The sequence below is a fragment of the Bellilinea sp. genome, assembly GCF_053501535.1.
The window spans coordinates 1-12,165 of sequence record NZ_JBRCOK010000120.1; the positions used below are offsets into that span (position 1 = coordinate 1).

The window sequence follows — 12,165 nt, forward strand, 5'->3', positions numbered from 1 at the left end:
TACCAGCCGCGCGTCTCCCAATCCATCTGGTAAGCCGCGCTCAAATCGGCCTGCTCGGCCATCACCAGAATAAAATCGGCGCTGCCTTCCTCCTGCAGGGTTTGCAACACTTCGCTTTGCACCGCTGCCGCAGCGCCGGTAGGCGGTAAATCCTGTGCCAGTGCCGATCCGCCAACGGTGAGCAGCGCAACCAGCAGAAGGCCGCTCAGCACCGCCATCAGCCAGCGGCGCGCCTGTTTCAACCGGTAAATATTTTGCATGAATCACCTGTAATTGGAATTAATCGGGGTTGTCATCTTCAGGCGCCAGCCCCAACTGGCGCGCCTGTTCGTAACTGAGCGCATCCGGGTTGACCGCTTCCGCTATCTGCTGCCCGGCGGCGCTCTCCCAAAACGATTCAACTTCGCTGGGGTCAAGGCTGGCAGCCGTGCGCTGCAACTGCGCTTCCAGTTCTGCCAGCGGCTCTTCGCCGCCGAGCACTTCTTCTACCTGTGCCATGGCGGCCGGCTGAAGCGGCGGCGCAGCGGGGGGGATTTCTGCCAGCGGGTAAAAATCCGCCCCCATGGCCTGTAAAATTGCCGCCAGATCGGTTTGCGCCTGCAGCAGCGCCTCAAACGCCAGAGCGGTACGCAGCCCGCTGGCATCCGCTTGTTGAACGGCAACCAAACCGTAACTGCCGACCGGGGCAAGGATCAAACTGCGCTCCAGCCCGCGCAGCGCCAGAGCCGCTTGCGGTAAATCGGTGCGCACCAGCCGGCTGGCCCTGACTGCTGCACCGAGCGCAGCCATGACCGGCGCTGCCCAGTGCTGTTCAAAATCCACATCGGCCACCTCGCCGGCCTGGGCCACCACCCGCCCGCGGTCGTCACACAGCAGCACCTGAGCCGCCCCCAACTCACGGCGCAGGCGGGTCAGCAGACCGGGCAAGTCCTCGCGGGGCTGGGGCAGCGGTTCGCCTTCGCTGCGGCTTTTGGCGGGCTGCTCCTCCGGCAAGGGCAATTCCAGCAGTTCAGCGGCAGTGCGTAAAAATTCGCTCATTTCGATGGGTTTGCGCATGAAACGGTCCACTTTGGCCTCAGCCGCCTGACGGATGACAGTTTCATCGGACAGGCCGGTAATCAGCATGATGCGGGTTTCCGGGCTGCGCAGGCGCACCTTTTTCAACAAATCAAAGCCGGACATGCCCGGCAGGCGAATATCGCTGATAATCAGCGAAACCGGCGGGGTGCCGCTCAATTCCAGCAGCGCCTCTTCGGCCGATTGAATCACCCGCACCGACAGCGTCCGATCCAGTGTTTCCAAAGCCAGTCGCAGCATACGGCCCAGGTCGAGGGCATCTTCCACAATCAGGATGCGTTTCATGGCAGCCTCCTGCACGAGATGAGCAAGATACATCCAGTATACCGGAAAAAACGCCCGCAAACCAAGCCGTCTGCCTTACAAATCCTTAAGCGCCGGGCAATTGAAATTAAAATCGGTTCGGTATAAATTTTTTCCCATCTTTTTGAGGGGTTTGCATCTGTTAAACACCTCCCCCAAAACCGCCTGAGGCGGTTTTTGGGGAGGCCAGGAGGGGGTTGGTTGCATTACTTACCAGGTTTTGTACTTAACCCGAACTCATGTTTAATATTGACAAACCTCGAATGTGTTGCCGTCCGGGTCAAAAAACTGAAACCAGCGCACGTCTCCTGCTTCTCCTTGAATGGAGGTCACTTTTACACCGCCTTCAACCAGTTTTTGATGTACGGTCTGGATGTCATCGCTGTAAAAAATGGGGTACGAACGCTGAAACCGGCGGGCATCTTCCACTTCTTCACCCTCTTTGAGCTGCCAGACGGTCAGGCTGCAGCCGCTTTCCAAACCAAACACCACCAGATTTTCCTGCGTGTCCTCATGGGCTACCGCTAACCCCAGCACTTCCTGAAACCACGCTTTGGACTGTTTCAGGTTTCTAACCCGCACAATGACGGTATCAATTCGTGAAAACAAGGCGGATGAAGTCATTTTATTATTCTCCCGGACAGGTTAAGAGAACCAGCGATCAAGAACAGAATTTCTATCATTATAAACGAAATAATCTCAAAAATCAATCCATTTTATCCACAGTTCAGGAAAATCCCATTTCAAGCCGTCAGCGCTGCCAGCGCGTACTCCGCCTGTCACTTCATCTTCGTCCAGGGTGATTGCGCCTTTTGTGTTCTGGGTCAGGTCTGCCGGCAAATCCAGCACTGAATGGACTGCAGAAGGTTCGAAAATTAACCCAATGGCGCAAAGACGCAGAGCATTGAAAAAGAACCCTTTGCGTCTTTGGGTCTTGGCGATAAATCTTATTTTTTTTCACCTTTTCAAGTACTGTCGTTCCAAACACAGCAACGCAATCAAAAATTTAGTGTCACTCCGAACGAAGTGACACTCACCAGTGCTGGCGGGAGTCTCCCCTTCTGTCCACACAACCGCCGTGCGGTAGATTGCCGCGCCCGCTCAACAGGACGTTATCTTGAGAAAACCGCCATTACCCCGCCGGGGCGAAAACCACAAGCAATTCAGCGGCTTGTGGTACAATCGCCCTGCAATGATAGACCTCGACCACTTGAACGCTCAACAACGCGCGGCTGTGACTGCTCCGCTTGGGCAGGTACTGGTGCTGGCCGGGCCGGGCTCCGGCAAGACCCGCGTGCTCACCCAGCGGATTGCCTACCTCATCGAAGCGATGGGGATTCGTCCGCACAACATCCTCGCCGTCACCTTTACCAACAAAGCCGCTCGTGAGATGCAGCACCGCCTGCAATCGCTGCTGGGGGATGCGGGTGAAGGCGTCTGGCTGGGCACCTTTCACGCCAATTGTGCCCGCATTTTGCGGCGGGAGGCGCAGTACCTCTCGTTTGACAACAATTTTGTCATCATGGACAGCGACGACCAGCAAGCGCTGGTCAAACGCGCCATCCGTGAACTCAACCTTGACGAAAAACTGTACCGCCCCACCAGCATCCACGCGGCCATCTCCACCGCCAAGAACAACCTGATCACCCCCGCCGATTTTCCCACCCAGTCCTATCGCGATGAAATCACCAAACGGATTTACGAACGCTATCAATCCCTGCTGCGCGATTCGAATGCGGTAGATTTTGATGACTTGCTGCTCGAAACCGTGCGCCTGCTGGTGGACAACCCGCAAGTCCGTGAGCGCTACGCGCGCCGCTTTGAGCATATTCTGGTGGATGAATTTCAGGATACCAATCTGGTGCAGTACGAACTGCTCAAACTGCTGGCTTCGGTTCACGGCAATTTGTTTGTGGTGGGAGACGAGGATCAATCCATCTACCGCTGGCGCGGTGCCGATTACCGCAACGTGCTGCGTTTTGAACAGGACTACCCCGCCTGCCAGAAGATTTTGCTGGAGCAGAATTACCGCTCCACCCAAACGGTGCTGGATGCAGCCCGCGCCGTGATTGACCGCAACAAACACCGCACCCGCAAGCACCTATTCTCCGAACGGGGCAGCGGCGAGCGGCTGGTGCTGTACGAAGCGGTTGACGAACACGCCGAAGCCGCCTTTGTGGTGGACACGATTCAGCAATGGATTACCAGCGGCAAAGCCCGCGGCAGCGATTTTGCCGTCATGTATCGCACCAATGCCCAGTCGCGCCTGCTGGAAGAGGCCTTCCTGCGCGCCGGGCTGCCCTACCGGCTGGTGGGGGCGCTGCGGTTCTACGGCCGGCGCGAGGTCAAAGACCTGATCTGTTTCCTGCGGCTGGTGCATAACCCGGATGACGAAGTTTCGCTGGCGCGGGTCATTAACATCCCGCCGCGCGGGGTGGGAGAAAAGACGATGGTCGCCCTGCAGCTGACCGCCCGGCAGGCAAACATGACCGCAGGGCAGTTATTGATCGAATTGGGAGAGAAGGGTGAGCAATCCGCTCATTGGGGACGCTTCAGCGGGCGCAGCATTCTACCGTTGGCCGATTTTGGCAGCCTGCTGGCCGGCTGGCGGCGCGCGGTCGCCGAAGGGTTGAGTCTGCCCGGTTTATTCGACCGCATCTTACTGGATACGGCCTATCAGGAATACATTGACGACGGCAGCGAAGAGGGCAAAGACCGCTGGGACAATGTGCAGGAACTGCGCCGGCTGGCATACGAGTTCAGTGAAGGCGGCCTGACCGCCTTTCTGGAAAATCTGGCGCTGGTTTCCGATCAGGATACGCTGCCGGAGGAAGCCGGCAACGCTGCCACCCTGCTGACTCTGCACGCTGCCAAGGGATTGGAATTTCGCTTTGTGTTCATCATCGGGCTGGATGAAGGCTTGCTGCCGCATGCCCGCTCCAAAGACGACCCGGAAGAAATGGCCGAAGAACGGCGGTTGTTGTATGTCGGCATCACCCGCGCCAAAGACCGCGTCTATCTGATACGCGCCCATCAACGCAGCCAGTACGGCAGCCCGGAAATACAGGAACCTTCCCGCTTTCTGGAAGACCTGCCCGAATCACTCATCCAGCGGCAGGGGCAGCGCCGGCAAACAGAACGCTGGGAAAGCCCCGAATCGCGCGCCTTGCGCACGCGCATTCTGGCGGCACAGCATAGTACCTCCTCGGCTGCGCTGATCGAGCCGCGCTTTCATGCCACCGACCGCGTGCGTCATCCGGTCTGGGGGGAGGGCATTGTCATGGAAAGCCGCATTCAAGATGGGGATGAAACCGTGGACGTTTATTTTGAAAGCGTGGGCTTCAAGCGGCTGGTAGCATCGCTGGCAAATCTGGAATTGCTGCCCAAATCCTAATCCGCCCCTTCTGTACAATCAGGACGTTGCAGGGAGCGGCGCCTTCTGCCAGACAGGCTCGCTGGTAAGTGGTAAACAGTCACCGCTCACGAACACGGCCCAGCCGTTCAAGGCCTGGACAAGCTGCATGGCCGCCCGGTCGGATTCACCGCAACCGATATAAATCACGAAGCAATCCGAGGGAGAACGATTCGCCACCACCCAGCCGGTCAGCGCCCGGCGTAATGCCGGCGGCCTTGAATCGGAGAGACGCAGATGGCGAGCCAGGCGGTCGGGGACTTCCTCCGGTTCATGAAAGACCGCACCGTTCAGGCCGGCGTACAGAACGCCATCCAGCGGCAGGGCGGTGCGCAGTTCGTCCAACGGCGGCGCGCCGATCACCACCGGCAGCACCCCCGGCAGGCCGAACAACCGCTTCAACGGTTGAACACGGCTTTCATCCAGCGGCTGCACGGCTTCGTAGCTCACAAACAGGCGGGTAACCGGTTCAGCGGTCAAACGTTCCAGCAGGGAAGGATGAATCAGGAACTCCATGGCGGTTATTCATAATCTGACTGAATTTGTCCTGATTTTACCAGAGGATCCTCATCCATGAGCCGTCAAAGCAGGCCGGCCGCCCCATCTTTGATGGCTCATGCTACAATAAGATAAAGGATGAGAAGAAAAATGATCCCTTCTGCAAACCCGAAATCGGACCAGTTAGAAGAATACCGCCGCTTCTACCATGAACGCAAAGCAGAAAGACAAACCAAATTAAGAGAATTGATGGAAGAAGCACGGCAAGTTGCGGCATCCGCTGCTGAGTTACTCAGAACACAATTCGGGGTAACACGCGTGATTTTGTTTGGGTCACTGGTTCATCCTTCGTTGTTTCACCTCAAATCGGACATTGACCTTGCAGTGTGGGGATTGGCGGAAGAGGATTATTACCGTACGGTGGGCATCCTGCAATCTCTAAATCCAAAGTTTTCTGTGGATTTAGTGCGCTTTGAGGACATCTCTCCCGATTTTCAAGCGCTCATCCTCAAGGAGGGACAGGACTTATGAATGATTACATTACCCTTGCTGCAAGGATAAGGCTTTTATTGAAAGATGTTGAAAAAAGCATTCAGCGCGCCCAATTATTGATGAAAAAAGCCATCCAAACCAATGATGACGGTTATTGGGATGGTGTCGCGCTTAATCTTCATGCTTTCTATACGGGATTAGAGCATATTTTTGAAGACATTGCCCGAACGGTGGAACAAAGCGCCCCCACAGGAAAAGATTGGCACGCCGACCTCCTCACTCAAATGGCAACTCCTATTCCGAATATTCGGCCAGGGGTAATCTCAAGCGAAAGCCGCCAATGTTTGGATGAGTACAGAGGTTTTCGGCATGTGGTCAGAAATGTTTATGCCTTCAACCTTTACCCTGCCAGACTTCAAACCCTCACTCAAGGATTGGAAAATTGTTTCCAGACCGTGCAAAATGATCTTTCCCGATTTATTGACTTTTTGGAAAGCATGGATTGAGAGTTTTCTATAAAAACGTCCGTGCGGGATAAATCCTTTTTGCATCCGATTTCAGAATTTTGCCCCTTCCTGCGCCTCCCCCAATAACACAGAAGCGATATTGGGGGAGGTTGGAGGGGGTTCATTTCGCTGCTCACCGGGTTTTGTGCTTATCCCGAACCAACGTTATAAAAGGTATAGTTTCACATCTCCAAATCCTCCACCCGGATATTCGTCCCGGCTACCCGCCAGTATTGGGTGGCAAACGATTGTAAAAAATAACGGTCATGGACAACCGCCAGAATCGTCCCGCGGTAATTCTGCAGGGCCTGTTCAAAACGGGTGCGCGCCGGTATATCCAGATGATTGATAGGTTCGTCCAACAGCAGCAAATTGCACCCCTCTGCCACCAGACTGGCCAGCATCAACCTTGCTCGTTCACCAAACGAAAGCACACCTGCCGGTGTGAAAACCTCATCACCTTTGAACAGAAACTGGGAAAGAAAAGCACGTGTGGTTGTTTCGTTCCAGCCGCCAGCATCCTGAATTACCTGAAAAGCGTTCTTATCCAATGGTAAGGTTTCCTGTTCCTGCGCCATGTACCCAACCCGCACCTGACTACCCAGACGGATTTTCCCCTTCAAGGGCGGGATTGAACCAATGATTGTGCGAAGCAGAGTCGTCTTTCCGCAGCCATTTGGGCCGAGCAGGGCAGTTCGGCTGCCGTACCGCAGAGTCAGGTTCAAATCGCTCAGTAACGGCTGATTTTCATAACCGACAGTCAGATTTTCCAAAACCAGTACATCCCGCCCGCTTTCCGGCAGGCTGCCAAACTCAATTTTCATCTCCCAGCTGCGGGCAGGTTTTTCAATGTGTTCTTCGGTCAACAACCTTTGAATGCGCTTTTCAAGATTTTTGGCTTTCTGAACCGTTTCTTTGGATCGGTTGGCAAAAAAGCCAACGCTGAATCCATCGGTGTTGGCAGGGTCGGCTTTTCCACCCTTACGAAAACGAGCCCGTGAGCGAACCTGCGAAGCCGCTGCGCGCAGACGGGCAATCTCGGCCTGCTGATCCTGATAGGCCTGCCACTGCCGTTGCCTCTCGGCTGCCGTCGCTTCCAGATAGTCGGTGTAATTGCCCGGGTACAGGCGGGCTGTGTGGGAATTGGCGTCTATTTCAAGAATACTGGTGGCAACCCGGTCAAGAAAGGTACGGTCATGCGATACAATCAACGCGCCACCGCTGTAGTCCAGCAGCCATGCTTCCAGCCACTCCAGCATTTCCATATCCAGATGATTGGTTGGCTCATCCAGCAGCAGCAATCGCGGACGGTGAATGAGCATTCCCGCCAGCGCCAGACGAGTCTTTTGCCCGCCGCTCAACGCGCTTACCGGTAACTCAGGCGGCAGGTGATTCAAACCCAGCCGCGCCAGCACGTGGGGTGTTTCTCCAGCCGATTGCGCGGCAGCCTCAATTTGAAGCAGCAGCATATCGTATTCCGCCTGCAATTCTGCCGCACGCTCCGGGTTCATCAACGCACCGGCCACTTCAGCCAGCCGACTGGTCAACAGGGAGATTTCTCCCTGCAAGCGGCTTAGGTAGCTTTGCAGAGTATCGTGCGGCTCGAAATGGATGCTTTGTGGTAAATAGCCGACCTTGAGCGTGGCTGGCATGAAGCGGATTGTTCCGCTATCGGGCTTTTCTTCCCCTACCAGAATACGCAGTAAAGTGGTTTTACCGCAGCCGTTGGCCCCAATCAGCCCCAACCGCTCACCGTTGTTAAGGGTAAAAGTTACATCCCGCAGGATGGTTTCAATTCCGTAAGATTTGGTTAAATTTTGAACACTGAGCATTTCAGCAACCTGTCAAGTGAATACAAAAATCCGAAGGCAGAAGCCTTCGGACGAAACCGCAACACTGCGCGCGCCGGGCGCTGCCACAAACAATTCTGCTTTTACAGGTTGCTGCTGATCATCTCACCTTCCTTGCTCAAATACCTGCCGGTAGTATACCACAATCCGCGTTTTTGGATTTATTTTTCGACAATTTCATACGAGTAGGTAATTTCTGCAACTCCCCGCACGGTATTGGAAACCGAGCAGTATTTCTCTTCCGAAAGGTGAATGGCCTGTTCAACGGCCTGCTGGGTCAAACCCTCGCCGCCCAGGCGGTACAACAGGTGAATCTTGCGAAAAGTCCACGGCGGATCGCTGTCCTGCACCGCCTCGGCTTTAATTTCCAGAAAAGTCAGTTCAATCCGCTTTTTTTGCAGAATGTTGACCACATCCACGGCGGTGCAGGCCGAAAGCGCCACCAGCAGCATTTCAGACGGTTTCATGCCGACTCCTTCATCCGGCGTGGAAAGCACGACCGAGTGATGGGTCGAATCAATGCCGATAAACCGCTGTCCGCCAATCCACTGTACCAATGCAGATGCCATGCAAAAACTCCTCGAACTGTTAGATTTTACTTTTCAAACAAAGCCGCCCAGCCTTCGCGGATGCGGCGGAAACTATCCTCCAATGCCTCCGGCAGGACGCGTGTACCCGCCAGTGTGGACATGAAATTGGTATCACCTGCCCAGCGCGGGACAATGTGAAAGTGAAAGTGCTCGGCAATCCCTGCCCCGGCTACGCTGCCGATATTCGCCCCCACGTTGAACCCTTCCGGTTTATACACGGTTTGAAGCACCAGCAGCCCGCGGTTGAGCATTTCGATAATCTCTGCTCGCGTATCTTCGTCCAGATCCGGCAGACTGGGCTGGTGGTCATACGGCACGACCATGATGTGCCCGCTGGTATAGGGAAACCGATTGAGAATAACAAAAGCGCGCTCACCGCGCGCAATGATCAGGTTTTCATGACCGTCTTCCTGCTGTGGAGCGGCGCAGAAAACACACTGGTTGCTTTTTTCATTGCCCTGAATGTATTTCATTCGCCACGGTGACCAGAGGTGATCCATGCGCCGATTGTATCACAGCCCGCGGGTAGATTTCCAGTTATTTTTCAATTTTCATCATTTTGAATGACATTCTTTTTAGGCAGCTTGATCAGCAAAGCCGGGTTGTACAGGGCAGCCTGCAGATCACTCAAGAAGTCGCGCAATCGTCCGGCCAGCAGGGCAGACTGCTCCATCGGCAGCAGGTGACCCGCAGCCGGAACAATTTCCAACCGGGAGAACGGCATGTGTTCCGCCAGAAAGCGAGAGCGCGACGGCGGGGTCAAGCGGTCGAGGCTGCCGCAGGCAATATAAGCTGGCGCCTGAATCTGACTGACGCGCTGGCGTAGATCAAACTGTGCGCAGGCAAGCCAGTCGCCATACAGTACACTGCTGCGCACTTTTTGCAGGCTGCTCATGGTTCGGGCAGCCAGTTCAGGGTTGGTGGTACTCATCAACAAACGCTCCCGGATCAGGCGAATGCCGAGCGGCGCTGAGGAAGGATTGCTCAGATAATCCACCAGTTCAGGCGGAACATCGAAACTGGCGGCTGCTGAAAACAGCCCCAAACCGGCCACATGCTGAGGAAATTCCAGCGCCAGATGCATGGCAACGGCTGCCCCCAACGAATGACCGACAAATACCGCCTGATAGCGGTTGGACGCCGCCAGAAATTCCAGCAGCGCGTCGGCATATTCGCCAACCGATTGACACCCCGGCAGCGTGGAACGCCCATGTCCCGGCAGATCAACCGCATAAACGGTGTAACCAATCAGCCGGCGAAATTCGGCCGGCCAGTCCAAATGGCTGCCGCCCGCCCTGTGAATCAGGATGACGGCTTTTTGATCACTTTTGCCCCCCTCATACAGCGAATAGGCAATTCCGGCTGTCAAGGGCATTTGAGTTTTCCTGTGCAGAGTTAATTGGGTTGAGGAACTTTTGCCAGTCCGCGCTGCAAACGGTCAACCGCGGCTTCATCCAGGGGTATGACCACCTGAACACGCGTTCCCTTGCCGGGTGCAGATTGGACACGCAGAACGGCGTTGATCATATCCGCCCGCTCGCGCAGGTTAATCATACCCAAACTTCCCCGTTTTTCATAGGAATTGAAGACCCCATTTAAATCAAATCCTTTGCCGTTGTCGGCAATTTCCAGAAAGATCATCTGCGCATCTTCCGGCAGCCGCTTGAGCCGCACGCGAATCAGGCTGGCCTGGGCATGTTTGCGGGCATTGGTGACGGCTTCTTCCACCAGATAAAACACCACCCCCTGCCGGTTGAGATCCAGCGCTTCCACAGCCTGCGGCTCAATTTCCAACGCCACATTTTGCTGAAAGACTTCTTTCATTTTATCCGCCATTTGCTGAAGCGCAGCGGTCAGCCCTTCGCTTTCCAGTGCCAGCGGCCGCAGGGTAAACAGCATGTGACGCAGTTCCTGGGTAGCGCGCCGGGCAAGGTCTTCAATGCGTTTCAATTCTCCCGGCAGTTCATCCGCCTGAGAATGGAGCATTTTCGCCGCAATTTGAGCGCGCATCACAATCCCCGAAACCAGTTGTGTGGGGCCGTCGTGCAGGTCGCGCGCCAGTTTTTTGCGCGTTTCTTCCTGTGCGCTCAAAATTCGATTCTTTTCCTTTTCCACTTCCTCAAACAGGCGGGCATTCTGGATGGCCACCACCACCTGATGACTGATCATTTCGAGCAGGTCGCAGCGTTCGCTGGTAAAAAATTTCGACTCCGGATGGGCAAACAGCATCACCCCAAAAATCTGCATGCCGCGCAGCAACGGCAGTACCAGCGCCGCCTGACAGGTACGCAGCGCCAAAAGGTGTTTTAATTCTGCATCGGCAGACGGATCAGGGATCAATTGCGGCTGTCCGCTTTTGAGCGCCTGCGCCAGCCCGCCCTCTTCGGCACGGAATGTTACCCGCCGGTCAGCCGGTGAAAGCCCGCGCGCTTCGGCAATCACCATCTGGTCGTCCTCGAACAAGAGAACCGCGCTGATTAAACGGCTGGTTTCACTCTCCTCACCCAGCGCGCTCTGGCTGAGGTTGAGCGCGCTATCCAGCACCACCTGATAATTGAGCGTGGCGCTCAACGTTTCCACCATCGAGTAGAAAATTTCCAGCCGTTTCCGTTCTTTGAGCTGCGCCCTGCGTTCGGTTTCCTCGCGCAGTGCCAGCAGACTGCGGTAACGAAGGCGCAGCAGGCGCATCACCCGCCGGCTGAGCAGCCCCAGCACCAGCATGGTCGTCCCATGAATCCCCAACAGCATCATCCCCGGCAGGGCATACGCCGAAAGGCTGCCTGCGCCAATCATCCTCACCGCGATGGCAGCTTCCAGCGCGGTGACCAGCACAGCGCTGATGAACGCACCGCGCCACTCATAGTACAGCGCTCCGCTGAGGATGGCCAGCACCCCCGCCCAGGAAAGAGCTCCTCCCAGCCCGCCGCTGGTGTAGAAAAAGGCCGCGCTGATGAGCACGTCCAGCGCCACGCCGATCAGGCGGTGAGCCGGCAGGCGGGTGTTGGCAACCGCCAGAATGGATAAAATCAAATTCAGGCCGGCGGCTGCGGCAACCACCCCCAAAAATGCAACCGAGGGCATGCCGGCCAGCGCCTGTACGGTAATGAAAACCACCAGCACCAACCAGCGCAGCGCCAGTACCAGCAAATCGGGCAGGTAGGGAAATTCTGCTCTGCGCATACCCTTAAATCATAACCGATTTGTAACCAAAAATAGACTAATAAAATTGCAAGGTGAACGGCTGCTATTCCCAAAGATTTCTCAAAAGATCAAAAGGTTGCAACCTCAGCCTGTCAGCGCAATACGAAGACCTCCACCCGTGCGCTCTAAACCCCCTGTCCGTTTGCCCATAGCTTTCCCAAAGTCACGAATGAACAAACCACAGGCTATCAACGTCAATAAAGAACAACCCATCCGCTCACCCCAACCCCCCGAAG

The 12,165-nt window shown here is 55.6% G+C and carries 13 protein-coding genes; 3 read left to right on the forward strand and 10 right to left on the reverse strand.

The window, feature by feature from the left end; translation table 11 throughout:
• From ACWIZX_RS11545 to ACWIZX_RS11560, 4 genes are all read right to left on the reverse strand, one after another.
• Positions 1-260, reverse strand: a 260-nt coding sequence (locus tag ACWIZX_RS11545; RefSeq protein ID WP_448335877.1) for a hypothetical protein, incomplete at its 3' end; no start/stop codon positions are given.
• A gap of 19 nt (positions 261-279) precedes the next feature.
• Positions 280-1,362, reverse strand: a complete 1,083-nt coding sequence (locus tag ACWIZX_RS11550; protein ID WP_448335878.1) for a response regulator transcription factor — start codon at positions 1,360-1,362, stop codon at positions 280-282.
• A gap of 261 nt (positions 1,363-1,623) precedes the next feature.
• On the reverse strand, positions 1,624-2,004 hold the full coding sequence (locus ACWIZX_RS11555; protein ID WP_322792774.1) for a VOC family protein: 381 nt from the start codon (positions 2,002-2,004) through the stop codon (positions 1,624-1,626).
• Between the two features lie 75 nt (positions 2,005-2,079).
• On the reverse strand, positions 2,080-2,229 hold the full coding sequence (locus ACWIZX_RS11560; protein WP_322792773.1) for a hypothetical protein: 150 nt from the start codon (positions 2,227-2,229) through the stop codon (positions 2,080-2,082).
• Between the two features lie 268 nt (positions 2,230-2,497).
• Here ACWIZX_RS11560 and ACWIZX_RS11565 point away from each other — a divergent pair, with 268 nt between their 5' ends.
• Positions 2,498-4,774 carry an ATP-dependent helicase gene (locus ACWIZX_RS11565; RefSeq protein ID WP_448335879.1) on the forward strand — a complete coding sequence of 759 codons (2,277 nt, stop codon included), beginning with the start codon at positions 2,498-2,500 and terminating at the stop codon, positions 4,772-4,774.
• 18 nt (positions 4,775-4,792) lie between these two features.
• On the opposite strand, the gene ACWIZX_RS11570 is transcribed toward ACWIZX_RS11565, so the two are convergent.
• A complete protein-coding gene (locus tag ACWIZX_RS11570; protein ID WP_448335880.1) occupies positions 4,793-5,308 on the reverse strand; it encodes a hypothetical protein in 516 nt (171 codons plus the stop codon).
• Positions 5,309-5,440: 132 nt separating this feature from the next.
• Between ACWIZX_RS11570 and ACWIZX_RS11575 the strand changes: the two genes are divergently transcribed.
• Positions 5,441-5,821 (forward strand): nucleotidyltransferase family protein, encoded by a 381-nt coding sequence (locus ACWIZX_RS11575; protein ID WP_448335881.1) that lies wholly within the window; start codon positions 5,441-5,443, stop codon positions 5,819-5,821.
• The gene (locus ACWIZX_RS11580; protein WP_322792769.1) at positions 5,818-6,288 is read left to right on the forward strand and encodes a ribonuclease toxin HepT-like protein; all 471 of its coding nucleotides are present in this window, start codon (positions 5,818-5,820) and stop codon (positions 6,286-6,288) included. Before ACWIZX_RS11575 ends, ACWIZX_RS11580 begins: the two co-directional genes overlap by 4 nt.
• A gap of 182 nt (positions 6,289-6,470) precedes the next feature.
• On the opposite strand, the gene abc-f is transcribed toward ACWIZX_RS11580, so the two are convergent.
• The 5 genes from abc-f to ACWIZX_RS11605 form a co-directional block, all read right to left on the reverse strand.
• On the reverse strand, positions 6,471-8,120 hold the full coding sequence (gene abc-f, locus ACWIZX_RS11585) for a ribosomal protection-like ABC-F family protein (protein WP_448335882.1): 1,650 nt from the start codon (positions 8,118-8,120) through the stop codon (positions 6,471-6,473).
• Positions 8,121-8,299: 179 nt separating this feature from the next.
• Positions 8,300-8,707: an OsmC family protein gene (locus ACWIZX_RS11590; RefSeq protein WP_322792138.1), complete on the reverse strand. Its 408-nt coding sequence runs from the start codon at positions 8,705-8,707 to the stop codon at positions 8,300-8,302.
• Between the two features lie 26 nt (positions 8,708-8,733).
• Positions 8,734-9,201: an HIT family protein gene (locus tag ACWIZX_RS11595; RefSeq protein ID WP_322792139.1), complete on the reverse strand. Its 468-nt coding sequence runs from the start codon at positions 9,199-9,201 to the stop codon at positions 8,734-8,736.
• 71 nt (positions 9,202-9,272) lie between these two features.
• Positions 9,273-10,103: an alpha/beta fold hydrolase gene (locus ACWIZX_RS11600; protein ID WP_448335883.1), complete on the reverse strand. Its 831-nt coding sequence runs from the start codon at positions 10,101-10,103 to the stop codon at positions 9,273-9,275.
• A gap of 20 nt (positions 10,104-10,123) precedes the next feature.
• Positions 10,124-11,908, reverse strand: coding sequence for a GAF domain-containing sensor histidine kinase (locus ACWIZX_RS11605; protein WP_448335884.1), 1,785 nt, complete (start codon positions 11,906-11,908; stop codon positions 10,124-10,126).
• Between the last annotated feature and the right edge of the window lie 257 nt (positions 11,909-12,165).